The 24,888-nt window shown below is 66.9% G+C and carries 18 protein-coding genes; 5 read left to right on the forward strand and 13 right to left on the reverse strand.

The genetic code is table 11. The features are described from left to right. Position 1: 1 nt before the first annotated feature. From AAF184_04575 to AAF184_04585, 3 genes are all read right to left on the reverse strand, one after another. Complete coding sequence (locus tag AAF184_04575) at positions 2 to 1,780, reverse strand: hypothetical protein (protein ID MEO0421584.1); 1,779 nt, start codon at positions 1,778 to 1,780, stop codon at positions 2 to 4. Between the two features lies 1 nt (position 1,781). Then, positions 1,782 to 3,050 carry an arginine deiminase family protein gene (locus AAF184_04580; protein MEO0421585.1) on the reverse strand — a complete coding sequence of 423 codons (1,269 nt, stop codon included), beginning with the start codon at positions 3,048 to 3,050 and terminating at the stop codon, positions 1,782 to 1,784. Between the two features lie 91 nt (positions 3,051 to 3,141). After that, positions 3,142 to 4,992, reverse strand: a complete 1,851-nt coding sequence (locus tag AAF184_04585) for a DUF885 domain-containing protein (GenBank protein MEO0421586.1) — start codon at positions 4,990 to 4,992, stop codon at positions 3,142 to 3,144. Between the two features lie 484 nt (positions 4,993 to 5,476). On the opposite strand from AAF184_04585, the gene AAF184_04590 reads away from it, so the two are divergent. Together AAF184_04590 and AAF184_04595 are read left to right on the forward strand one after the other, a co-directional pair. Further along, a complete protein-coding gene (locus AAF184_04590; protein MEO0421587.1) occupies positions 5,477 to 5,680 on the forward strand; it encodes a cold-shock protein in 204 nt (67 codons plus the stop codon). 320 nt (positions 5,681 to 6,000) lie between these two features. Then, on the forward strand, positions 6,001 to 8,124 hold the full coding sequence (locus tag AAF184_04595) for a diguanylate cyclase (GenBank protein ID MEO0421588.1): 2,124 nt from the start codon (positions 6,001 to 6,003) through the stop codon (positions 8,122 to 8,124). Here the strand turns inward: AAF184_04595 and AAF184_04600 are convergent. From AAF184_04600 to AAF184_04620, 5 genes are all read right to left on the reverse strand, one after another. Beyond that, positions 8,121 to 8,780 carry a hypothetical protein gene (locus AAF184_04600; protein ID MEO0421589.1) on the reverse strand — a complete coding sequence of 220 codons (660 nt, stop codon included), beginning with the start codon at positions 8,778 to 8,780 and terminating at the stop codon, positions 8,121 to 8,123. The genes AAF184_04595 and AAF184_04600 overlap by 4 nt on opposite strands. A 118-nt stretch (positions 8,781 to 8,898) precedes the next feature. Further along, entirely contained in the window at positions 8,899 to 10,272 is a 1,374-nt protein-coding gene (gene asnS / locus AAF184_04605; GenBank protein ID MEO0421590.1) for an asparagine--tRNA ligase, read from the reverse strand. Positions 10,273 to 10,374: 102 nt separating this feature from the next. Continuing rightward, the gene (locus AAF184_04610) at positions 10,375 to 12,303 is read right to left on the reverse strand and encodes a DUF3604 domain-containing protein (GenBank protein ID MEO0421591.1); all 1,929 of its coding nucleotides are present in this window, start codon (positions 12,301 to 12,303) and stop codon (positions 10,375 to 10,377) included. Between the two features lie 212 nt (positions 12,304 to 12,515). Next, complete coding sequence (locus AAF184_04615; protein MEO0421592.1) at positions 12,516 to 12,971, reverse strand: VOC family protein; 456 nt, start codon at positions 12,969 to 12,971, stop codon at positions 12,516 to 12,518. 150 nt (positions 12,972 to 13,121) lie between these two features. Next, the gene (locus AAF184_04620) at positions 13,122 to 14,639 is read right to left on the reverse strand and encodes an alkaline phosphatase PhoX (GenBank protein ID MEO0421593.1); all 1,518 of its coding nucleotides are present in this window, start codon (positions 14,637 to 14,639) and stop codon (positions 13,122 to 13,124) included. A 375-nt stretch (positions 14,640 to 15,014) separates the two neighbouring features. On the opposite strand from AAF184_04620, the gene AAF184_04625 reads away from it, so the two are divergent. The 3 genes from AAF184_04625 (at position 15,015) to AAF184_04635 (ending at position 19,849) form a co-directional block, all read left to right on the forward strand. Beyond that, positions 15,015 to 18,128: a PilC/PilY family type IV pilus protein gene (locus AAF184_04625; protein ID MEO0421594.1), complete on the forward strand. Its 3,114-nt coding sequence runs from the start codon at positions 15,015 to 15,017 to the stop codon at positions 18,126 to 18,128. A 44-nt stretch (positions 18,129 to 18,172) separates the two neighbouring features. Beyond that, on the forward strand, positions 18,173 to 18,457 hold the full coding sequence (locus AAF184_04630) for an EF-hand domain-containing protein (GenBank protein MEO0421595.1): 285 nt from the start codon (positions 18,173 to 18,175) through the stop codon (positions 18,455 to 18,457). 153 nt (positions 18,458 to 18,610) lie between these two features. Next, complete coding sequence (locus AAF184_04635) at positions 18,611 to 19,849, forward strand: MFS transporter (protein ID MEO0421596.1); 1,239 nt, start codon at positions 18,611 to 18,613, stop codon at positions 19,847 to 19,849. Here AAF184_04635 and AAF184_04640 read toward each other — a convergent pair. The 5 genes from AAF184_04640 to AAF184_04660 form a co-directional block, all read right to left on the reverse strand. Further along, the gene (locus tag AAF184_04640; protein ID MEO0421597.1) at positions 19,822 to 20,364 is read right to left on the reverse strand and encodes a chemotaxis protein CheW; all 543 of its coding nucleotides are present in this window, start codon (positions 20,362 to 20,364) and stop codon (positions 19,822 to 19,824) included. The genes AAF184_04635 and AAF184_04640 overlap by 28 nt on opposite strands. Before the next feature lie 129 nt (positions 20,365 to 20,493). Beyond that, complete coding sequence (locus AAF184_04645) at positions 20,494 to 21,150, reverse strand: DUF1318 domain-containing protein (GenBank protein ID MEO0421598.1); 657 nt, start codon at positions 21,148 to 21,150, stop codon at positions 20,494 to 20,496. Positions 21,151 to 21,198: 48 nt separating this feature from the next. Continuing rightward, the gene (locus AAF184_04650) at positions 21,199 to 23,313 is read right to left on the reverse strand and encodes a hypothetical protein (protein MEO0421599.1); all 2,115 of its coding nucleotides are present in this window, start codon (positions 23,311 to 23,313) and stop codon (positions 21,199 to 21,201) included. Between the two features lie 118 nt (positions 23,314 to 23,431). Further along, positions 23,432 to 23,947 (reverse strand): DUF2306 domain-containing protein, encoded by a 516-nt coding sequence (locus AAF184_04655; protein MEO0421600.1) that lies wholly within the window; start codon positions 23,945 to 23,947, stop codon positions 23,432 to 23,434. Positions 23,948 to 24,072: 125 nt separating this feature from the next. Beyond that, on the reverse strand, positions 24,073 to 24,888 hold an 816-nt coding region (locus tag AAF184_04660), incomplete at its 5' end, for an alkaline phosphatase D family protein (GenBank protein MEO0421601.1).

Genomic DNA, 24,888 nt, shown 5'->3' on the forward strand with positions numbered 1-24,888 from the left:
CTCAGCGCGCTGGCGACGATAGCTGCGTGGTCAGCGCGCCGAGACACCCCTCGTAGGCGCCGATATCGATCCGATCGATCGTCGGGCGCGGGCGGTAAGCGACGGGGTGCACGTACTCGAGCGTGGGTAGAACCTCGTGCGCCTCACCGCTGTCGATGGCCGGCGAGGTTCGGGTCAGCGCGAAGTCGAAGTTGGCTGGATCGCGCAGGCCATGGTCGACCGCCAGCAGGTTGGCCTCGCGTGCCACGTAGGTCACGTACTCCGTATCGACCAGGCCGACCGGCGCGCCCACGGCCACGTTGTTGACTGCCCAGGTTCGCGTGCGCGTGTGCAGGTGGGCGAGCACGCCGTTGTAGGTGCGGTTGTAGAGGGAGTTGTTCACCAGCTGCAAGCTGTGCGTCTCGCCACGCAGGCCCTCGCCTGCGTAGGAGATGGCGAACTGGTTGTGGGCCTTGGTGTTCTGCTCGAGCACGTTCCCCATCACCGTCACCTCGCCGCCGTTCGGGGTGTCGATGAGGTAGCTGGAATCACCTTGCTCGTCCGTTAGGCGGTTGTACCAGATCTGGGTGCGGGCAGCGCGGGATTTCACCAGGTGGCCCACGTGGCTGTCGTGGGAGTAGCTGTAGCGCATGATCAGCTCGGCGATCTTGCCCACGTACACATTGTGCGTAAGGCCGTCGCCGTAGCCGTTGCGGGCGAACTCCGAGTGTTCGATCAGGATACGACTGTCGGGATGGCGGTTGCCCGTGAGCAGGCCGTTCTCGCTGTCGTGGAGAAAGACGTGGCGCAAGGTCAGGTGCTTGCCGATGTGTCGGATGGAGGCACCGTTGTGGTAGCTCGGGGAGCGGGCGCCGGAGATCTCCACGTTCTCGATGACGATGTCATCGCCCTTGAACAGCCAGACGTCCCGGCCGTCCACGCGGCGTCCGGCGCCGCGCACGTGCGGTCGTCCGCCCGTGCCGCGGATCAGCAGTCCGTTCTGGGTCCAGATCGCCACATCGCCGGGGTAGTCGCCCGCTGCGATCTCGACGACATCACCGTCGCGGGCCGCGGTCGCCGCCGCCGCGATGGTGGTGTAGGCCTCGCGAGGGCCAACGTGCAGGACGCGACGCTCGCCGGAGATCGTCGTCGCTTGCCAGACGGAGGGGGCGGTGGCGGGGCGGTCGGCGCAGCGCAGGTGGACCCAGGCTCGCTCTACCGCCTCGTTGGTCGTGCGCAGCTGCGCCAGGGTCTGGTCGACCTCCCCGTTGGCGAGGTCCGTCCGCGTGGTCGGGTCGAGCGCCTCGATGTCGCGGATGAGGGCGAAGTAGTGCTCGAACACGCGATCTGTGGATGCGTAGGGCGATTCGGCGAGGGCTCGGCCTTCGAAGTAGCGCAACATGACGTTGGTGCTCGGGGCCAGTGCGGGGCCCTTCGCCATGGCCGACAAGGACAGGAGATCCCCGTCGGCGTAGTAGACCTCCGCGCGCAGGAGCGCCACCGTGTCCGCCGTGGCGCCCGCCTGACTCGCGTCCTCTGCCGAGATGAGGGCGAGGTCTGAACGGCCCCGGGCCAAGGCGACGCGGGCCAGGGCCAGGTGCAGGGTGGGCTCCTGCTGGGGCGCGTCGGCGATCGCTCGGCGCAGGACGAACTGCGCCCCTTCGTGGTCCCCTGCATCGCTCAAGGCTTGAGCCCTGGTCAGGGCTTGCTGCCATCCCGTATCGGTCTCGTCCTCGGCGGGGGAGCAGGCGATCGTGCCCAGCAGCACGACCAGGCAGAGCACCGCGAAACGAAACGACACGCTAGTGGGAATCTCGGCGCAAGGCGTGGCTCAGGCAGTGGGGGCCGCCGCGCGCGCGGCTAAGCTCGTTGCTCGGTAGCAATATGCAGGTGGGCGTGGGGTTGGCGAGGTCCAGGGTCTGGCGACCGGCGATCACCTCGTCCGCTTCGATCACTTGGTAGCCATGGCGATCCAGGCACTGCGCTGTGCCCACGTTGCGCTCGTAGAGCACCACCACGCCGGGGGCCAGGGCGAGGGCGTTGGCGCCGTCCGTCCATTGTTCGCGCTGCTGGCGGATCGGGTCTTCGCCGCCGCACGGAATGGCCTTCAGGTCCATGCCGCGAGCACGCAGGGCGCTCAGCAGGTCACCGCGCGCCTTGGGCTGTGGGTTGGACTCGTGGAGATCCACCTCGTACACGCTGGCCGTGTCGCCGTGACCCGGCAAGATCACGGGCGGGAAGGCGAGGCAGTGTTCGTGGTCGATCTGGGTGACCACCGTGTCCAGGTGCATGTAGGCGCGCTTGTGCGGCAGGGCGGCCACGATCAGCCAACGTGGCCTGTTCTCCATGCGCGAGAGGCCTTTGATGACGTGACGCACGCCGGAGCGGTTGGTGCGCTCGGAGTAGCCGACCACGGCGATGTCCGGGCTCAGGATCATGAGATCGCCGCCTTCGATTCGCGGCTGGTGCATGCCGATGTAGAGCGGGCTGTCCGGCGTGCGCTCGAGAGGGTCGAGCAGCACCGGCGCCTTGGCGAAGTTCGGATGGAACTTGAAGACGCAGCGTGCGAGCAGCACCTCGCGCGAGCGTGAGCGGGTGGCCATCGATGAGAAGAGCACGCTGTCGCCGATGACGAACTGGGGATCGCGTTGGAAGCACCAGTTGGGCACGGGCATGATCTCGAACAGATCCTCGCTCGCCAAATCATCGCTCGCATCGCTGCAGCGAATCCCCGTGATCAGCATCTGCGCCAGGTCGCTCGGCGCGGCGTTGCTCAGGCGCTCGGCGATCGGCGCCGACACGTCGTCGAGGATCGCGCCCACGAGCCAATCACGGGCGCCGTCCTCCGCCAGGGCCTGGACCAGCAGATCCTGCATGTCGAGCACGTCGACGGAGAGCGCCGTGAGGAGCTGGCGGAAGCGGGCGTGCTCGTCGCGGGCACGCTCGCCGAACAGGATGTCGTCGAACAGCAGCTCGTCCATCATGTCCGGGACCATCAGGTCCACTTCGGCACCCGGCGCGTGCACCAGCACCTGGCGCAGGCGGCCCACCTCCGATCTCACGTCTAACATGGTCTTCTCTCCCTCGCGCAGGCGCCTATTGGGCGGCCCAGCGCGCGGCTTTGCAAGGAATCGGTACGCCGGCCGAGGTGCCGGCGCGCCCTCAGACGGCCGGCGTAGGCTCCGCGGTGGCGGCGGGGGGATTGGCGATGTACTCGTTCACCAGCTCGCGCAGCAGATGTAGGGGTACGGCACCGTTTTTCAACACGACCTGGTGGAAGTCGCGCAGATCGAAGCGTTCGCCGAGGGCTGCCCGTGCCTCGTCGCGCAGGCGCAGGATCTCCATCATGCCGACCATGTACGAGGTGGCTTGCCCCGGCCACACGATGTAGCGCTCGATCTCCGACACCACGTCGCTCTCGGCGATCCCGGTGTTGCGCTTCATGTAGTCGATCGCCTCCTCGCGGGTCCAGCGCTTGGCGTGGATGCCCGTGTCGACCACCAGGCGCACGGCGCGGAACAGCTCCGCCTGCAGACGGCCCAGGTTGTCGAAGGGGTCTTGCTGGAAGCCGAGCTCCCAGGCGAGGCGCTCGGCGTATAGCGCCCAACCTTCCGCATAGGCGGTGAAGCCCACCTGCTTGCGGAACTCCGGCACGCCGTCCAGCTCGGCCGCCGTGGCGATCTGGTAGTGGTGGCCCGGCACCGCCTCGTGGTAGGCGAGGGTGCGCATGCCGTACTTGGGCGTCGCCTTGATGTCGTAGAGATTGGCGTAGAAGATCCCGGGCCGCGAGCCGTCCATCGACGGGCCGTTGTAGTAGGCGCCCGGCGCGCTCTTCTCCGAGAACTCAGGCACCCGACGCACTTCCACCGGCGCTTGCGGGCGGTCGTAGAAGGCAGCGTCCAGGCCCTCGTCGATCTGGCGGATGATGGCGGCGTAGTCCTCGAGGATCTGTGCGCGGCCAGCATCGTTGTCCTCGTAATAGAAGCGGGGATCCTCCGCGAGGGCGTCGATGGCCGCCGTGAAGCCCGCACTCGTATCGATGTCCTGCTCGGCCAGGATGCGCAGCATTTCCGCCTGAACGCGCTCCACCTGCGCGAGCCCCGTGGCGTGGATCTCGTTCGCGGTGAGCGTGGTGGTCGTGTTCTGGCGCAGGGTGTAGTTGTAGAAGGCCTCGCCGTCCGGGAGCTTCCACACGCCGGCATCGTCGGTGGACTTCGCGAGCAGCGCCGTGAAGTAGTCGATGTAGCGCTCGTAGGCCGGGTAGACGTGCTGCTCGATGTTGCTCGCGGCGTCCGCCAGGAAGGCCGCGGCGGCCACCTCGTCGATTGCCTCCGCGTCCTCGAGCTTGTTGGCGAAGGAGGCGTAGAGGATGTTCTCCTCGGCCGGCTGCGCCACGAACTCGCGCATGATCTCGAGCGAGCGCTCGATCACGAAGGTGGGCGGGATGATGCCCTTTTCCTCGCGCACCAGCAGCCCCTCCATCGACTGGTCCAGCTTCGTTTCGATGCCCTCGAGGCGCGCGATGTAGTGCTCGGCGTCGCGCGCCTTCTGGATGCGGTGGAACGTGTCCAGAAAGTTCGGGATGTTGATCTGCAGGCCGGAGATCTGGTTCACGGGATAGTCGTGGAAGCGGTAGCGGCGCTGCTCCTCGGGGTTGCCGAGCAGCTCCATGACCACGCGCTTGGAGACCAGCTGGTCCGGTTCGAGCTCGTCGTCGGCGTAGAGCGCCATGCTGCGCATGATGTCGTCGAGGTACTCGAACTCCTCTTCCTCGGCGGCCAGGGAGCTGTCGTCCCACTTCGCGTTGTGGCCGTGCATCCCGAGCGACTCCAGGATGCCCATGGCGGTGAGCTGCTCGGGGCTGCGGAGGATGAACTTTATGAAGGCCCGGTTGTAGAAGTTATTGACGAAAAAGGGTTTCTGCGCATTCCACTCGTGCGCCGCGAAGGCGCCGAGGAGCACCAGGAGGGCGAGTAGGGGGAGGCCTAGCCACTTGAACAGTCTGCCGATCATCGAGTTCTCCGTAGTCCCTGTGTCGGGTGCCAAGAAAGCGCCGCGGACGGGCGACAGGGTAGACGTTGCGGGGCCGGAGGGAAACGTCGCATCTCGGTGCTCTGGAAATGGCTGGGTCGGTGCAGCTAGGGCATCGACGAGCGGTGCTCCGCTGGCAGGGCGGTCCACAGAATCGTTGTTCTCCACATCTACTTGACAGACTGCGGCCTGCGTGCGCGGGCAGCCCGGGCGCTACGCCATGTCCGGACAACTCACTGGAAAACCCCGCTTCACGGAGGCGTCAACTCAGTTGTTTACTGAGCGCGACGGCTTGACCTTTTGTGAAATTGCGGGCAACGTGCGCACGCGATCTGAGCTTTTCGCCTGCCTTTTCAGCTACCCACCCCGGTTCCTTGGGGTGCGGCGTTCAAGACATCGAGAGACCATCAGGTTGTTCTTAACTGCGCACAACGGTGTGCGCGTTCCATCGCTTATTGGAGGCCTCATGGCTATCGGAACCGTTAAATTTTTCAACACTGACAAGGGTTTTGGCTTCATCGCTCCGGAGAACGGTGAGAAGGACGTATTCGTCCACATCACCGCCGTCCAGGCCGCTGGCATGGACACGCTGACCGAAGGTCAGCGCGTGAGCTACGAAGTCGTGACCGAGCGTGGCCGTCCGGCTGCCGGCAACCTGCAGGCTGCCTAAGTCCGCACGTTGCGCGTGGGGCGGTCGATTTTGACCGCCTCACCCTTCGCTAGCGGTGTCTTTCTCCCTGCCGCCGGCATTCCTCCAGACCGAACCGACCGATCGCACTAGGTAGTGCTCAGGGATTCACCTGAGCGGCCAGCACGGGCGGTTGCGCGTCAAAGCTGTGACGCACGTGTCGTTTTCCGTGCGTCGAGCCGCCACCTGCGGGTTGTTCTGAGAACCGGCCACCCTCGTGCCGCCTATCGCCACTGCATGCTCTCTCCATCCGGCTCACATAAGAAGTGGGGCGGCTGTTTCGGCGTTGAGAAAGCAGAGCCATGGCGAAGAAAGCACGATTTGTCCGACCGGAGGAGGAGGTACATCAGCGCATCACGCGCAGCTACGTCTTCGCCCTGTCCCTCATCGCGCTGACCGCCACCTCAGCCTTCCTGAGCCATCGCCTGAGCGCGTCGATCGACGAGCGGGGCGACCGCGTCACCACCTTGCTCGAGCATCAGGCGGCCCTCTCCCAACGCCTCGCCCTGCAGGCCAATCGACTGGTCCGCACCGAAGAGGAGGCGAGTCGGCTCGATCTACGTGAGAAGCTCGAGGCCACCGCCGCCCGCGTGAGCGATGGGCAAGCCTGGCTGCGCACCGGGGAAGATCTCCGCCAGGCGGACATGCCTCGCTCGCGCACCCTGCGCGCGCTCCTCGCGCAACCCGACCTCGGCGTGGACGGCCTGTTCACGATGCTGTTGGAGCAGGTGGACACCCTCTTGCAGCCGGGCGATGACGCCGCCGATCCCCTGCAGACCACCCGCGCCCTGACCGAGCTGGCCGAGGGCACCCTCTTCACGCGCCTGAGCACCCTCGCCGACCGTTTCCGCGCCCAGCAGCGTCGTCAGGTCATGGTGGTGGAGATCATCGCTGCCCTGGTCTACCTGTTGACGCTCGCGGGCCTCGCCCTCGAAGCGCGCTACGTCTTCGCGCCGATCGCACGGGAGACCACCGATCGCACGCGCCAGTTCGCCCATGCGCGCAGCGAAGTCAGCCGCCTCATGCAGGAGCTCAGCGAAGGGCGCCAAGCCCTCGCCCAGGTACGCGACGAGCTGCGCCGCCGCGCCCTGCACGATGAACTCACGGGCCTGCCCAACCGTCGCTGCCTGATGGAATACGGCAACCGGGCGATCGCCAATGCCCAGCGTGGTGAGCGGGTGGTGGCGCTCCTCTACCTGGAACTCGGCGCCCTCGAGGCGGTCAATGAGTCCCTTGGGTACGGTGCCGGCGATGCACTCCTGCAAGAAGCCGCGGATGTGCTGCGCACCGAGTGTCGCGAGGCGGACTTTCCCGCCCGCGCCGGCGGCGACAAGCTGCTCCTGATGGTGCCTGACGTGCAGGGCACGCAGGAGGTGGAGGGGCTGAGCGCACGCCTGCTGGAGCGCTTCGCGTCCCCGCTCATGCTCGAAGGTCAGGTGGTGCGCCTGGAGGTGAACATCGGCATCGCGGTGAGCACCGATGCCCCCGGCGACTTCAATCAGCTGCTGGCCAAGGCCCAGGACGCGCTCGACGAAGCGAGTGCGCGAGGGTCGGGCCACTGGTACCGCTTCAAGGGGCGCGAGCCCGGTGGGGTGCCCGCCGTGCGCGACGCGCGCTTCGACCCCCTGCGCGCGGCCCTCGCGCGCGACACGGTGCACACCTGGTACGTCCCTGTGGTGCGGGCGGACCGCACCGATTCGATCGATCTGCGCATGAGCTGGATCGACGGCCAGGGCGAGATGCACGGCGCCCACGAAGTGGTGCGGGTCGATGGCTACGCCACGCTCGGCGATCACCTGCTCGAGCGCTCCATCGTGGCCGGCTCGCGTGCCCTCGGGCGCTGGCAGGCGGCGGGCTACAGTTCGCTCAGGATGTTCAGCGTGGGCGTGTCCGTGGCTCAGCTTCGCGCCGAGACCTTCGCCGAGCGCGTGCTGTCGCTGCTCGCGGAGTTCGCCGTCGAGCCCGATTCGCTGCTGATCGAGGTGGACGATGGCGAACTCGCGGACCTCGATCTCGCCGATGAGAAGCGCCTGTGTGCCAACCTCGATGCCCTGCATCACACCGGCGTGGGGTTGTCCCTGGCCAACATCACCAGCGCCTCGGCCCTGTTCGTGCGCCTGGAGCACCTCGCGCCTGAGCGGGTCAAGTTCGCCGCGTCCTTCACCGCGCCCGACGGCCTGACCCTGGCACGTCAGCGCGGTCTCGAGGTGATCGCGCGGGCCGCAGAGCAGCGGGGCATCGAACTGCTGGCCCAGGACGTGCGTGATCTCGAACAGGCCGAGCTATTGCAGTCCCTCGGGTGCCACCTGCAGCAAGGGCCCCTGTACGCCGCGCCCATGAAACGCTCGCTCGTGTCGGCTTGGCTGCGCGAGCGAAGAGGCGATGCCCGGGTGGGTGGCGACAGTGATCGGAGTGAAGCGGCCTAGCCCTTGCGACGCTGGGTGGTCAGGGCGAGCAGGCCACCGGCCAGCAACCAAAGAGCGCCCGGAATCGGCACCACCTGGAAGCTCAGATCGTCGACGTTGAAGCCGCCCGGGGCATCCACGGTGGAGCCGAAGGTGGCGCTCGAGAAGGGCGTGTCGGAGATCAGGCCGACGAAGAAGAAGCTGGTGATCCCCACCGGGTCCGCCCCGCCGCCGAAGGCATCGCCCACCGGCGTGCTGATGAACAGGAAGTCCTCCACATCGTCCGCGGGCACGATGTTGAAGAACAGACCCACCGCGTTCACCGGTGCATCGAAGGCCACGGAGAAACTCTCGCCTTCGAAGAAAAAGTCGGAGAACTCCCCATCCCGGTCGACGCTCAGGCTCTGGTTGCCGAAGGCCGCGAACTGATCGGTGATCAGGCCGCCGAAGGTCTCGTCAGGGAAGTCCGTGAAGGTGATCCCGGAAAAGCCGGAGCCCTCGGGGAACACGGTGCCCAGCGCGGGCGCTTCGAAGGCCAGCACGGTCGGGTTGCTGAGGGCAGCGAAATACTCGGACGGTGAGTTGAAGGTGGTGATCGATGCACCGCTCGCCACGCTGGCCGCGCCCAGCACGCCGCAGGCAAGAGTTACTCGAAGGGCTTCCGTGCTCAGTCTCATCGTCCTCGCTCCTCATCCGTGGGAAAGCTTGGACGCAGTCTGGCACAGGCCAGGCCGCCAACGAGGCCGACTTTACGGTCGATTATGCAGTTGGCGGCCCCCAGGGCCTGCTAAGCGATCAGAAACTGGCGCTGTTCGGCACGCGCGGGAAGGGGCTGATGTCGCGGATGTTGTCCATGCCCGTGACGTAGAGCACTACGCGCTCGAAGCCGAGGCCGAACCCCGCGTGGGGTACGGTGCCGTAGCGGCGCAGGTCGCGATACCACCAAAGCGTGTCGCTCAGGCCGTGGGCCTGCAGCTTCGGATCCAGCACATCGAGGCGCTCCTCGCGTTGGCTGCCGCCGATGATCTCGCCGACGCCCGGCACCAGCACGTCCATCGCCGCCACGGTCTTTCCATCGTCGTTCTCGCGCATGTAGAAGGCCTTGATCTCCTTCGGGTAGTTCATGACGACGATAGGTCCGCCGACGTGCTCTTCGGTGAGGAACCGCTCGTGTTCGGACTGTAGGTCCAAGCCCCACTCGACGGGGAACTCGAAGGTCTTGCCCGAAGCCTTCAGGATGTCGATGGCGTCGCTGTAGTCCATGCGCACGAAAGGCTTTTCGATCACGGCCTGGAGGCGCTCGATCGCTTGCTTATCGATGTGTTGGGCGAAGAAGGCGAGGTCGTCCGGGCAGGCCTCCAGCACGTCGCGGAAGATCGACTTCAGGAATGCTTCGGCGAGGTCGGCGTTGTCGTTGAGATCGGCGAAGGCCACCTCCGGTTCGATCATCCAGAACTCGGCGAGGTGGCGTGTCGTGTTGGAGTTCTCGGCGCGGAAGGTGGGGCCGAAGGTGTACACCTTGCTCATGCTGCAGCAGAAGCTCTCCACCTGCAGCTGGCCGGACACGGTGAGGTAGGTCTCGGCGCCGAAGAAGTCCTGCTCGTAGTCGCTGGGCTTGTTCACCACGTCGAGCTTGCTGACGCGGAACAGGTCACCGGCGCCCTCGCAGTCGGAGGCGGTGATGATGGGCGTGTTGATCCAGAGGAAGCCCTGTTCGGCGTAAAAGCGGTGTACGGCCTGAGCGATGGCGTTGCGCACGCGAGCGACGGCGCCGAAGGTGTTAGTGCGCGGGCGCAGGTGGGCCACCGTGCGCAGGTACTCGAAGGTGTGGCGCTTCTTGGCGATGGGGTAGGTGTCCGGGTCATCCACCCAGCCGACCACTTCGACGCTCGTGGCATCGATCTCCCGGTCCTGGCCCTTACCCTGGGACTCCTTCAGCTCGCCGGTGATGCGCACGGCGCAGCCGGTCTGCAGCTGGCTGATCTCGCTCTCGTAATTCTCGAGCTCCTCGCGGGCCACGGCCTGCAGGCTGTCGAAGGACGACCCGTCGTTCACGTGAATGAAGGAGAACCCGCCCTTGGAGGTGCGCCGTGAGCGAACCCAGCCTTCGATGGTGACCGTTTCGCCGAGCTCGACGCCGTGCTTGAGGATGTGCTTGATGGTGTGCATGGGCTAGCCCTTTCACCCGGGTGGCGAAGAAAAAGAGGGCCATAGTAATGGGACGCCGCGCGGAGCGAAAACCGCGCAGCATCTTCGCCGGGAAGCCGTTGCCTAGGGTGCGGCCGTGGGCGCGAAGTAGATCGGTGAGCTCCAGGCGCGCTCTTCGATGTCCGTGTACACCGCCGGATCGCAGCAGGTGGGGTAGATGGGCGGCGGCTCCGGGCCGTCGCAGCTCCAGCCCTGCGGTTGGGCGTCGCAGATCTGCTTGCTGTAGCGGGGGGTCGGCAGCTCGAAGACGCGGGCGTAGTAGTAGGCGGCCTGATCCGGGTCGAATTGCTCGTCCATCCAGGCCCGGCACAAGCGGCGGCGTCCGCCCTCCGGCGCGTCGGCGAGAGCGATCACCTCCTCGTGCACCTCGCCCGTGTCATCGACCCAGCCCTTCACGATGTTGGCCCGCGCGAGGTCCGTGCTGTTGGCGTCGGCCACGGCCACCAGCAGCAGCTGCGGCTGCTGGTTGGCGCTGCCCTGGGGAGGTAGGGGACTGCCCATCTGGGTGACGCTCGCGAGGGTGTCGAGGAGCAGCTCGCCGCACAGGTCGTTCGGCTCGCTCGGCAGGGGATTGGCACGCCAGCTCGCCGCCAGGCGCAGGCGGATGCGCGGGCCGCTGGTGGCGAAGGTCTCCCGGCGGCGGAAGGCCTCGAAGATCGCATCGCGCGTGTTCTCCTGCGCCCAGACGCCGGCCAGGCCACCCGGGTTGAAGGGCACGTTGTTCTCAGCCATGCGCTTGGCGAGGCCGCCGTCGGCGGCACCGACGTGGCCGGGGAAGTTGTCCTCCTCCACCGCGCCCGGGATGCCGTTGTGCGTGTCCGTGCCGCCGATGAAGCCGACCTGGAAGGGGTTGGCGCCGGACTGTTGCTCGCGGATCAGCCCGATCGCCAAGCCACGGCGCATGAAGCCCGGGGTCACGCTCTGCGGCGTCTCGTTCAGGAACGGGTCGAGGGCGTAGGGCTCGAAGGCGCAGTCGGGATCGTCCGGGTGGCTGTAGGGCGCGCACTCGCTGCTGGACTTGTGCTGGAAGATCTCCACCAGGGGCTCCATTGCGGCCCGATCCGCCGCCCGCTCCTGTTCGTTGAGCTGGAACATCGTGCCCTGGCTGTTGTTACTCGTGTGGGGGATGGCCATCACGTCGCATCCGGGGAGGCCGGGATAGGCCTCATCGTCTTCCACGCCCAGGCACTCGCGGCGCAGCGAGTCGCGCATCTGCGAGGGCACGTTGATGTCGCTGGTGAGGATCGGGTAGATCAGCGGCACGGACTGCGCATCCACCAGGCTCTGCACGTCGCGGAAGATCACGTTGCGGTGGTTGCGTGCCCGTGAGCGGGCTTCGGCGGTGGTGCCGGTCCATTCGTAGCCGGCGAAGGTGGTGAACTCGCAGGGTTCGTACGCCTGCTCGGCCGCCTGCAGGATGCGCGACCAGATGGAGACCAGCTGGGTCTGCGTGGCGGCGCAGATTTGCTCGTTCTCGGGCGCAGTCAGGCACAGCTGGGTGAGGATGGCCGTGCCCGCGCTGTCGTCGGTCTGGCGGTATTCCTCGCAGGCCTGCAGCAGGGTGGCCGCCTGGCCGTCGAAGCCCTCGTCGATGAGTTCGAGGGCCAGGTCATCGGCGGCGAAGGTATCCGCCTCCAGCCCGGGTGAGGTGCACAGGCTCACTTCGCCGAGGAAATCGGAGTGGTCGGTGACGGCAGCGAAGTCCAGGGGAGCGCCGATCTTCCAGCGCCGGTTGGGCAGGCCCGGGATCACGGGCGACAGATCGACGACAAGCCCCTTGGCCGCGTCGTAGGCGTCCTCGGGTCCTAAGGGCGTATCGAAGATGTAGGCGTCAAAGGAGAGGCGGGTGTGCACGTGGATGTCGCCGAAGTAGGCGCTACGCCCCGGCGGGTCCCCCGGGCACTGGGCACCGGCAACGTTTGCCGCGAATAGCGCGACTATGGCCACCATCCCTTTGATATCGCCCAATGCGCCCAACAGCTTCCCTCGCATGCCGTCCCACCTCGATTCCTAAGCGATTTGATAGCACTACGGGGCGGCGAAGATGCGATCTTGTGACATAAGGTCGGAATTTTCGGTGCCCGTCGCGTGGGGAGGGACGGACAGGGAGCGCAGATGCGACAGTATCGCCGCCCGATTCGCAGGTGATAGCTGGCTAGGAAGTGTGCTCGCCTGGGGGCTGAGGGTCGCCCCGGGCGGGGCGACTAGTCGCTGGCGGGCGCGGCCGGTTCCCACAGTTGAATGGGGTTGCCCTCGGGGTCGAACAGCATGGCGAAGCGGCCGTTCGGGTAGACCGCCTTGTCGATGATCATCTCCACGTCCTTCTCGCTCAGGTAGGCCACGAGGGCGTCGAGATCGTCCGTGCGGAAATTGAGGACGAAGGCGCTCTTCTCACCCGCATGCAGGAAGTCGGGGATGTCCGGAAACGGCGCGAAGACGGTGGGCCCGGCTTCCTGCATCCAGGGACTCTCGTCGTAGGACTTGGGGGTGCGCTCGATGCCGAGGTGCTCCTGGTACCAGGCCGCGAGTGCGGCCGGGTCCTCGGCGCGGAAGAAAAAGCCCCCAAAGCCGGTGACCTGCGCACCCTGCGGCGGCTGGGCGGCCGCGCTTCCCACGGTGAGCGCGAGGATCAGTACCTTCGCCAGGGATGATCGAATCACGGCGATGCTCCAGCAATGGTTTCCGTTAGGATCCTACACCACAAAGCGATGTCCCGCTTCTGCGGTGGGATGTGGAGCTGGCGATCCTTGCGATGCTCGGTGGACGGGCACCGGGCAGCGTTGGCCCAGCGCCCGCCCTGCGGCAAACCGCTACAGCGGCCCGCGCTCCCACGGCCCGGTGATGGCGAAGGTGACGCCCGGGGTCTGGATGTTGACGAACATCAAGTTGCCGAGGGGGCCGAAGGTGGCGCCGGCCCACTCGCTGCCCCGGTAGTCGGCGGGCTCGATGAACGGCCGGTCCGGCAGGGGGGCATCGATGATCATGTTGTTCTCGGCGAACACGTAAGCGTTGCCGTCGGGTTCGATTCCGAGCATGCGCGTGCCTATGGTGAGTTCGCCGGCCTCGTCGTTCACGCCGCCGCCGTCTTCGCAGACGAGCACGCCGCCGTTAGGGCTGACGGTGATGTTGTCGGGGTTGTCCGCCACCACTGCGTCGGGGGAGACGAAGAGCACCGTCAGGCGCTGTGCCGCCGGATCGTAGGCGAACACCGTGCCCTTCTCGGCGGCACCGCCCGAGGTGTCGACGAAGTAGATCAGGCCGCGGTAGAACCAACAGCCCTCGCCGCGGTTGAAGAAGGCGGCGCCTTGAGCCTCGCCCTGGAGGAAGCAGCCCGACCTGCCCGACCCTTCGATGGGCGGGAAGTCCTCCTCGGGCGGGACGAAGAACTCGGGGTCGGCGTTGGGGTCTTCCACCCGCACCCACTCGATGTCGAACACGTCGCCCGCCTGCACGTCGCGCAGGTCGCGCAGGGGCTGGCCGACCACCTTCAGCATGTAGAGCTCACCGCCTTGCTCGAGGGCGCCGACCTGGCCAGAGCGATCGTTGGGGCGGAACTCGTAGAAGCCGCTGTTCGGCCCGTTGTCCTCCGTGAGGTAGACGAAGGAGGTGGCGGGGTCGACGGCGACGGCTTCGTGATCGAAGAACCCCATGTCGATGATGGGCACGGCGCTGGCCACGAGGCCCGTGTTGGGCGCCGGCACCTCGAACACGTAGCCGTGGTCTTTGGCGCCGATGATGGTGCCGCGGATCGTGACCTCCTCGCAGGTGAGCCAGCTGTTCCAGGGCGTGCGTCCGCCGGCGCAGTTGGTGAGCGTGCCGCCCAGGGAGGCGCGATGGTCGATCAGCCGGCCGCGGCGAAAGGTCATGCTGGTGGTGCCGCCGCCGATGCCGCTGATCACTCCTTCCAGGGTGAAGTCGTCGTAGATGGGGGCGAGGCCGTCGCCGATGAAGGGCAGGGGGTTGCCGGGCTCGGTGGCGCCGCGCTCGTGGTTACGGATCAGGGTGATGTCGCCGTCGAGGTTGCGACTGGTGGCCACCACGGCCATGCCGTCGTGACGATCGGGGGTGAGCGTGCCGTCGCTCATGAGGTCGCCGGTCCAGCCGTAGGAGGCGTAGCGGAAGCCCTCGGGGAGCTTCAACAGGGGCAGCCGAGTGGTTTGATCGATGACCGGCGCGATGTCGCCGTAGGGACTCGTCGGCGTGCGGTTCACGCCTTGGCGAGCGCGGCGCGCGGCGTAGGCCGACAGCGTGGGCGCCAGCGTGCCGAGGGCGACGGCGCTGCCCGCCTGCTGCAGAAAGTGACGACGTGAAAGGGGTGTGATCGACATGGGAGGCTCCCGTGATCGTGCGGTGGATGTCGCCGGCCACGGTGCTGCATTTATGTAACAGGGCGCTGACGGGGGGATGAAGCTTTTGTGCCAGCATTCCTACACGCCGGTGCATCGGCGCCTGCGCTACATAACTGGTTGCTCCACGTCACACGCGCTGCCTGGGAGTTTACCTATCACGCTGATTTACCGCCGAACTGCGACGCGCCGCCACGATCTCATCGCCCCTTGCGCCTAGAGTTCGCGGTCTACTGGCCGTCGCTCTGGCAGGGCGGGACTGAGTACTGGGTCCCACTCTGGCGCGAGTCGACACGCATGCATCCCGCTCACGGGGTGCCCTACGTGAACGCTAACGACATGTTCAGGAGCAGCAAGATGGGTGCGCAAGTCACCAGGGCAGGGATCATCGGCAAGACGCTGGCCGTCGCCGCGGGGCTGAGCCTCGGTGCGGGAGCTGCCCTCGCCGACGACGCCGAGCTGTACCAAACCGCCGGCTACGAGTTCGGTCCGGACTACTATGCCAACGTGCTGTTCATCATCGACACCTCGGGTTCGATGAACAGCTGGGTGGACGGCGATGGCACGACGCGTCTGGACGTCGTGCAAGACGTAGCCGAGCAGTTCTTCAACGACCTCGAGTACGTCAACGTCGGCATGATGCGTTTCGACTCGGGCTACACCGACCCGGACACCTTCTGGTACATCCAGGGCGGCGGCATGGTGACCAACGCCGTGAAGGACATCGCCGTGTCGCGCGATGAGTTGATCACGAACCTCAACAACTTCATCGCCGACGGCACCACGCCCCTGTCGGAGACCCTGTTCGAGGCGGCCCACTACATGATGGGATGGGATGTCTACTTCGGGAACACCACCTACGCTGGTCTCGGCTGGTGGTTCCCCGATCCAGATTTCCTCTCGCCCTCCGTGCCCGAATCGCGCGACGGCGACACCTACATCAGCCCGATCAAGGAGTGTCAGGAGAACCACATCGTCATCCTCACCGATGGCCTTCCCGTGTTCGACTTCGACATCGACGACGTGGTGACCGACTGGCCCGGCTTCCCCGCTGAGTGCACGGACAACCCGGACGTCAGCAACGGCGATTGCCTCGACGACATCGCCGCCTACCTCTACGAAAACGACCTCTACGGCAACGAGACGGACGGTTTCCAGAACATCAAGGTGCACACGATCGGCTTCTTCCAGGACAACAGCCTGCTGGAGGAGACCGCCGAGCGTGGTGGCGGTGGCTACTACCTGGCCGACGATGCCGAGTCGCTCCTGAACGTGCTCGAATCGATCTTCATCGACGTCAACGAGACGGGTACGACCTTCACCTCCCCGGGCGTCTCCGTGAACGCCTTCGACCGCACCACCCACCTCGATCAGCTCTACTACAGCGTGTTCCAGGCCACGGGTCGGACCCGCTGGGTGGGCAACCTGAAGCGCTATCGCCTCGGTGAGGACACCGGCGGTGGCCTCGTAGTGGTGGATGCCGACGGTCAGCCGGCGGTCGAGGAGGCGAACGGCTTCTTCCGCGAGGACTCGCGCAGCTGGTGGGGCGATGAGATCGATGGCTACTCCGTCTCCGCCGGTGGCGCGGCTACCCACCTGACTGCCGACCGCAATGTCTTCACCGAGTTCGGCGGAGCGGTTACGGCCATGAACGTCGACAACACGGAGCTGCTCGAATACCTGAACCAGCTCTACCCCGATGACGACCTGGAGGACGCCATCGAAGCCGGCATGGAGCGCGTGATCGAGCGCGGCGGCCAGGGCCTCGAGCTCGAGGACAAGAAGCAGCAGATCGAGATCCTGGTGGACTGGGCGGTCGGCAACGACCTGCAGGATGAGGACAACGACCTCGAGCTCTACGACGCCCGCCAGGAGATGGGCGATCCCATGCACTCCCGTCCGCTGGTGGTGACCTATGCCGACGGTGATGTGGAGCCCGAAGCGGTGGTGTTCGTCGGCACCAACGAGGGCTTCCTCCATGCGCTCAAGGGCGAGACCGGGGAGGAGATCTCCTCCTTCATGCCCTTCGAGCTGCTGCCCAAGCTACCGGATTGGTTCGCCAACGCGGAAACTGCCGACCGCACCTACGGTGTCGACGGCCCGATCACCGCCTGGGTGCGCGATGGCGGCGACGGCGAGATCAACCCTGGCGATCAGGTGATCTTGTACTTCGGCCTGCGTCGCGGCGGTAACTACTACTACGCCCTCGATTACACCGACCCGGTGGCGCCGAGGCTGCTGTGGAAGCTCTCCGGCACCTCCCCTGGGATGGCACAGCTCGGTCAGAGCTGGTCGCCCTTCGTGCGCACGAAGGTGGAGACGGGCAGCTTCGGCAACTCGCTGGTGCAGGACGTGCTGATCTTCGGCGGCGGCTACGACGAGCGTCATGACAACTACTCCGCCTGGTCTGCCGACAGCGAAGGCAATGCGATCTACATGATCAACGCCTTCACGGGGGAGCTCGTGTGGTCCGGCAGTGCCGCGAACACGCAGGACACCACCAAGGAAACCTACTTTGCGGACATGAACAACGCCATCACGGGCACGATCCGCACCTTGGACCTCGACAACGACGGCCTCGTCGACCGCATGTACGCCGCGGATCTCGGCGGGCGCGTGTGGCGCCTCGATGTGCACAACCCGCGCGAGGAGGGCGATGAGTTCAAGGTGACCGGTGGCGTGATGGCGTCCGTCGGTGGCGTCGAGTCGGCCCAGCCCTTCGACAACCGTCGCTTCTACTACGCGCCCGACCTCGCCCTGGGCGCCGCCAACGGCAGCAACTTCTTCAACCTGACCATCGCCTCAGGCTACCGCGCGCATCCGAAGGACGGCACCATCAAGGACTACTTCTACGTCCTGCGCGACTACTACCCCTTCCTCGAACTCGGCAACTCGGACGACCCGGCGGCGGAGTACGTGTCGCGCTACGGCTTCACCCACGACACGCTGTCAGAGATCTCCGTGCTGCAGAATGATCCGAACGCGCTCGTGTCCGGCTTCAAGCTGCCGTTGGTCACCGCGGCCGGTGAGAAGGTGCTGGCGCAGACGCGCATCTTCCAGAACAACGCCCTGTTCACCAGCTACCTGCCGCAGAACGAGTTGACCCGCGGTTGCTTCGCGGCGCTCGGCTCCGGGCAGCTCTACAGCGTGGACCTCTCCACCGGCGGCGTGAACGTCGACGCCCTCGATCGCCCGGGTATCCCACCGGAGGTCGTCTACATCTTCACCGAAGACGACGCCACCGGCATCGAACCGGAGACCTGCTTCGGCAAGCTCTGCACCGACCCTGGCGGCGAGGAGCAAGAGGAAGGCGGCGACGGTGAGGGCGAGGAAGACGACGAGGACGACGAAGACGATGAGCCCGGCCGTGACATCGGCTGTGTGGTCGGCCCCGAGAGCTGCGAAGGCGGTGACCGGGAAGCCCCCGTACGCACCTGGTGGGTGCAGATGAATACGGATGAAGACTCGTGAGCACCGCGATGATTCACCCTTCGACCTTCAGGAGAGTATCCACGATGCGACCCCACGGTAACCCGCGTTCCCTGGCTACCCTCGTCGCGGCAGCGGCGATCGCGATCCCGGCCCTGTCCACGACCGTGTCGGCGGCCGACGTGACGAATTACCTCAAGAAGATGGACCGCAACGGCGATGAGCTCATCACCCGGGACGAGCTCGCCGGCGCCCCCGCGCTCGCGCGCCACTTCTCCTCTGCGGATGAGAACGGCGACGGTGCCCTCAACGCGGAAGAGTTCGAGCAACTGCTGCGTCGACCGACCCAGGAAGTGCCGACGCCCCAGTAGCGTGCGTGCTCCCGAGGGAGCACCGGTGGCGAAAAGCTGGTAGATGTAGGGGCGTGACCACGCGTGCGGGCAGGCCATTGCCCGCACCGACTGACTGGCCAGGGAGGGAGCCGTCGTCGCCCGCAGCCACCGCCACTGCCCCGAGGCGCGCCGATGACCCGTTTGCGTCGCGCCCTGGTCATGCTGATCCTCGGCGCCTCCGGCGGCGCCATCTTCCTCCTGCCGTTCCTGCGCGAGGTGTTCTACCAGCCCCTCGCCGACGCCCTCGCCCTCGACAACACCGAGTCCGGCATGCTCATGAGCGTGTTCGGCGTCACCTCCATGCTCGCCTACCTGCCCGGCGGCTGGCTGGCCGACCGCTGGTCCCCGCGCTGGCTCATGAGTGCGGGCCTGGTGATCACCGGGGGCTTGGGCCTCTGGCTCGCCACCTACCCGTCCTACGCCGTGTGCCTGGCGATCCACGGCGCCTGGGGCGTGAGCATCGTGTTGCTGTTCTGGGCCTCTATGATGCGCATGACGCGCGGCTGGGCCGGTGAGGACGAGCAGGGGCGTGCCTTCGGTTGGCTCGAGAGCACCCGTGGGGTGAGCGAGATCGCCCTGAACTCGTCGGCGCTCGCGCTGTTCTGGGTGCTGGGAAGCTCGGCCGGATCCCTGGCCGGAGCGATCACCCTGCTTTCCACGGTGGTGGTGTTGCTCGGCATCGCCTGTGCCGTGTGCCTGGACGATGCGGCGGCCGGGCGGGCCGGGGTGGACGCGATCGGCCTTAAGGAATTCCTGGTGGTGTGGCGCATGCCCACCGTGTGGCTCATCGCCGTGGTGGTGCTGACCGCCTACTCCGCCTATTGGGCATCGTTCTACTTCACACCGTATGCAGGCGATGTATTCGCCCTGTCCGTGGGCGCCGCGGGGGCGATCAGCGTGGGGCGTCAGTGGTTGAAGCCCCTGTCCGCAGCGCTGGCGGGGATGGCGGCAGACCGCTTCGGCGTCGCCCGCACCACGACGGCGCTCTTCATCGTGCTCACCGTGAGCTTCGGAATCTTCGTGGTGATGCCCACGGGCGGCGGGATGCTGGGCTTCGTGCTGGTGAACATCGCCCTGGCTGCCATCGCCATCTTCGGATTACGGGGGATCTACTTCGCCCTGATGGAGGTGGGCGGCGTGCCCCAAGCGCTCACGGGCACGGCTGTGGGCGTGATCTCCGTGGTGGGCTACACGCCCGATATCACGATGCCGCTGATCGGCGGGTGGCTATTGGATCGCTATCCGGACGGCTTAGGCTATCGCTACTACTATGCGTTGACGGCAGTGCTGACCGCGATAGGGGCGTTCGCGGCCTGGCGCCTCGGTGCCTGGGCCCGCAAGCCTCAGGCCCTGGCCGAGAACACGCGGTAGTCGTCGCCGCCGAACATCACCTCGAGATCCAGGCGAATCACCACCTCACCCGTTGGCAAACGGCCGAGGTTGGTCATGCAGGTGGCGTCCCAGCGCTCGCCGACCGTGGGGAGGTGCTGGTCGTCCGCCTGCTCGAGGGCCGTAACCCCTACCACGCCGTCGGTGAGGATGGCGAGCAGCTGCGCATCATCCGGGCTGCCCTCAGCGTCGTCGTCCTCATCCGGGCTCAGGGCGTTGCACTCTAGGACCACGATGCGGCTGCCTTCGTGCGCCTCCATCGGCCCATGGCCCAGCTTCTGAGAGAAGTCGATCACGGCGATGGAGCGCGAGCGCACGTCGATCATGCCCAGCACCTCGGGCGGTGCCTGGGGCAGGCTCAGGAGCGGCGTACGATCGAAGATCTCCCGCACCTGAAGGACCGGGATGGCCAGCAACATGTCGGCAACCCGGAACACGAGTTGCTCGTGGGCCTGATCCTCGACGACTTCTTCGGTGGTTTCGACAGCATCGAACATGGGTCGGGGCCTCCTGCGCAGGGCCGGGCAGCAGCGTTCGTTAGACGTACCTGCGCACGATGCCAAGACCCGCCCGCGAGGGGACTGGCCTGACTCACAGTTTTGGCCTGCCAGCGCAGGGAAGCCGCGCTATTTGGCCCGCCACTCCCCGCTAGACGTGCGGTAGTACCACCCGCCGCTCGCCCGGGCCACCCAGCGATCGGCGAAGGTGCGTCGGATGCCGTCCTCCCACTCCGGGTGGCCGTTGGCCTTGGCGATGGCGGCGTATAGGCGGTTACGGTCGCCGTTCTCCGCCGTCACCAGCTGGGAAAGTTTGCTGCGCTGGCTGAGGGGTACGGCGTTGCGGTCGCGGATGTCGATCAGGGCGTCGCTGGTGAGGCCGACGGCGCCCGCATCGAAGAGCGGTTTCAGATCGCGGAAGCGCTTGTTCATCGAGTCGGTGAGGGCGCGTACCTCGGGGGTGTTGATGTCGAGGTCCGCCGCGGACACCTGGGCGTTGGCGGCGGGGACGACGAGGTCCAGTAGCCCGATCGCCGCGCGCTGGGCCTCGATCGCGGTTCGCTCGCGCCAGGCGGCGAGGATCGTCTGGTCGGCACCTTGGGGCGCCAGGTAGGTCTGGTCGTTGCCAGCGCCGGCCTCAGGGCCCCACACCTCTTCGATGATGCGATCGGCGGCACGCTCGGCGGCGGCCTCCGGGAAGTACACGTTGATGGTGACGCAGGCGACCACGAAGGCGCTGAGCAGGGCGCCGAACGCCAGCGTGGCGGCGCGGGAACGAGAGAGCATGGCAATTCTCCTGGCAGGCTCGCGAGGCGAGCGGGCAATGGGGCCATTCTAGTCAAAACTGATCTCCCCATCGGGCTCGGTGATGCTGCGCAGTTGGGCGAGGAACTGAGGCCAGTCGACGCGCTCCGCATGCCCCACCACCTTCAATCGCGGCAACCCGCGACCGCGCAGGATCAGGTATCCCGGTAGACCCGTGTCGTCCGTGACCGGTTCCAGGCCCGTCATGCGGCACACGCCGTCCTGCAGGCGGCAGCCCAGGCGCAGCTCGTCGTAGCCGAAGTCCTCGAAGAAGCGCAGGAAGGTGGAGGACAGGGCGGCGCTGGCGCCACCGAGGCTCGCGATGTTGTCGACGGCGCGCTGGCTGATGCGGTGGCGGCTGCGATCGCCGGGGCTCGTGAACAGGGCGCCGTCGAAGCGCAACGGCGACCAGTTGAGCAGCACCGTGTCCTTGAGGTAGCCGTCGACTCGGCCGTTCATGGCGCCGAAGGAGAAGGTGCTGCTCAGCTCCTCGAGATCGAGCTGGCGCCACTCGATGTCGGCGCGGGCGATGGCGCGGTTGCCGAAGGGCTCGCGCACGCGCAGGCCGTTGATGGCGATGAGACCGCTGAACACCTCGGCCTCCAGCGTGCCGGCGATGGCGATGTCCCCGTTCTCGTAGGACACGCTCGGGATACGCCCCGACAGGGTGCCCGCCAGGGGAGGCCAACCTAGGGCATTCGATAGGGCGCGCATGCCGATAGCGGTGAGGCTGGCGTCGAGACCGATCGTCGGCGGCGCATCCGTGCCCGCGCTCGGCGGCGTGAAGTCCAGGCGTTCCAGGTGGAGCTGACCGTCTAGGACGGGCACGTCGATAGGCGCGGCGAGGCGCCAGCCGGGGCCCGCCTCGCGCTCGTCGAAGTCGGCCCGTTGGGCGCCGAAGGGGATGCCGTAGACGAAGCCGCCGTCGAAGGCGAGCCAGCGCGGTTGCTGGCGACCCTCCGCTAAGAGATCGACTTCGCCGCTCAGGCCGTAGATGGCGAGGCGCCCGTCGCGGTCTTCTGCGTGCAGGTCGTCGAGGGCCACGTGGGCTTCGTGCAGCTGGTCGTCGACGATGCGTGCGGTGCCACGGAGGGCGCCGGTGGTCTCGAGGTCATCGAGATCGGTGCCGGCGAGGTAGGGCTGCAGGAGCACCGTGTAGGCGGCGGGTAGGCGCATCGGGTCGAAGGTGACGGGGAGGTCGAGGATGCGCCAGCGTCCCAGGTCGTCGTCGTTGGCGAGAGTGATGGGGCCGGTGCTTTCGCCCTCGATGACGTCGATCAGTGAAAACGATAGGTGGGTGAGATCGGCGCGGCGTGGTGTCAGGCGGCCCGTGGCGGAGAAGGTGCCGGGGTGGTCGGAGAGGTTGGCGTAGATGGGTTCGACGTAGGCCTCGCCGCTTGGCACGTCCAGCTGCACCGTGAAGTCGACGGCGGCGAGGGCCGGGGCGGAGGCTGCGTCGCCTTCGAAGGCGACGGTCAGGGCATCCGTCGCGAGGGTGCCCTGGGGGTTGGCGGCGGCGAGGTCGCGCAGGCCGCCGCGGAAGTGGGCGGTGAACTGCTTGCCAGTGCCCTCGGCGTCGAGGTGGAGGTTCAGTTCACCCGTCACGGAGAAGGACTCGGCGCTCGCGCCTAGCAGGGACTGCAGTGCTTCCAGGGGCAGCGTGTCCGCGTGCGCGTTCAAGGACCAGTCTTCTGGCGTCACGGTGCCCTCGACGAGCACGGTGCCGAGCGTGCGATGCTCGGCCGTGACGCTGACGCTGAGCGCTCGGTCAGATATCGCGTAGGTGATGTCGCCGCGGATCGCCTGCAGTCCGGCCCCGTCGGGACCGGGGTCGATCTGCGCCTCCCGGCAACGGACCTGCACCAAGCTGTAGTCGAGGCGGGCGCAACGGGCGACCAGGCGGCGCAGATCGCCGATGGGCGGCGGCAGGGTGAGGCGGTCGATCTCGACGCGCCCGGCGGCACGCCCCACCCGCGGTGACTCGAGCACGAGCGCGATGCCGCTGGCCCGCCAGCCCGGCCCCTGCAGATCCCCGAGGGCAAGCTCGAGGTCGAGTGCCCCCTGCGGTGGCTGCGTGGCGCTGGCGCGGTCACCTGCGCCGAGTAGCCCGATCAGGGCGATCACGAGCGTCAGCCAGGACCTCATTCGCCGAGCCGTCGCGGCGTGCGCGGCCGGGCGCACTGTTGCACGACCACCATGGCATCAGCCTAGCCCACTCCCTCGAGGCGAGCGAGCGAGCGACTGACCCGCGGCAAGCGGCCCACTAGCCTTCGCCCGGCGCGTAGCGCGGCAGCAGGCGCGTCGCCTGGCGGTTGATCAGGAAGGACACGGCGAAGGACGCGAGCGTGGAGGCCACCAGCACCACCACGAAGATACTCACCCCGCCAAAGGCCGCACCTAGCCTCGGAAACAGGCCCGTCTGGGTGGCGATCTGGCTGAGGAAGGCCGCCATCAGGCCGAAGTAGGACCAGCTCATGAAGTAGTAGTGCGATGAGATGTTCCTGCGAGCGATGGCGATGAAGCCGGGCACGATGGCGCCGAGGGACATGAGGGCGAAGGCGTGGAAGAGGTTCGGCTTGCCGGACATCTCGTAGGTGCTGAGCGCCGACGCGTTCACCACCAGCATCGCCAAGAGGTAGACGAATCCCACCAGACGATGGGTGGGCGTGCCCTTGCGGGTCAGGAAGATCGCCGGTCCGGCGATGAGGGCCACGGCGGCCAGGATCACGTGGGCACGGCCGAGCCAATGATCGGCCCAGAACCAGTCGATTAGCGTCATCACGAGGCGTCTCCAGAAGCGGCTTAGCGATGGTTCCATTGGATCGCCGGCGGGGTGGGTGCCGGTAGTGACGCTTGTCATGGTCGGGGGGTGACACATGGGTCACCGAGGCCGGGGTGTGGCGGTTAGGCGCTGACCAGTCCGGGGTCGCCGGCGCGCATCGCCCAGGAGGCGATCGTCTGCACGGGGACGTCAGCGTCCGCCACGGTGAGCGTGGGGTGGGCGGTGCGCCGGACGGCCTGGAAGTCGGTCCGCCAGCGCGTGTCGTCCACGTCGCAGACGCAGTAGCCGCGATGCCTGCCCTCGAAGTAGCGGATGTGCGGGTTGCCCGCGCTCACGGTGAGGCCGAGTAGCGGTGACAGGGCATCCAGGAAGCGCGAGGTGATGCCCGTGCAGACGAACTCGGCGCCTAAGGTTTCCGAGCCGCCATCGGCGAAGTCGTGCTTGAGGTCGGCGGCCCACGCGGAGTGGATGTCGCCGCTGAGCACGATCGGATTGTTCGGTCGCGTATCGGCGATGAAATTCAGTAGGCGTTGGCGCACGGTGGGGTAGCCGTCCCAGGCGTCCGGGTTGTAGCTGCCGCCGAGGGCCTTGACCAGGGTCACGTCCCATTGCATCAGCATCACCTGCTGGGCGATCACGTTCCAGGTGCTGGCGCTGTTACTGAGGCCGTCGTAGAGCCAGCGCTCCTGGCGGGCGCCCGTGAGGGTCGCTTCGCTGGCGTTGAGGCCGTCGGAGCAGAACGGCGCGAGGGCGGGGAAGCGATCGTCGCAGGGTTGGTCCGTGCGGTACTGGCGTGTGTCCACCAGGTGCAGGGTGGCAAGGTCGCCGTACTGGAGGCGGCGGAAGATCTCCAGGCTGCCGTCCTGCGTCAGGCGCACCTTGGGCGAGAGGGGCATGGACTCGCGGTAGGCGCGGTAGGCGTTGCGGCGGCGTTGGGC

The organism is Pseudomonadota bacterium, assembly GCA_039815145.1.
In the GTDB taxonomy this organism is placed as follows: domain Bacteria; phylum Pseudomonadota; class Gammaproteobacteria; order Steroidobacterales; family JBCBZW01; genus JBCBZW01.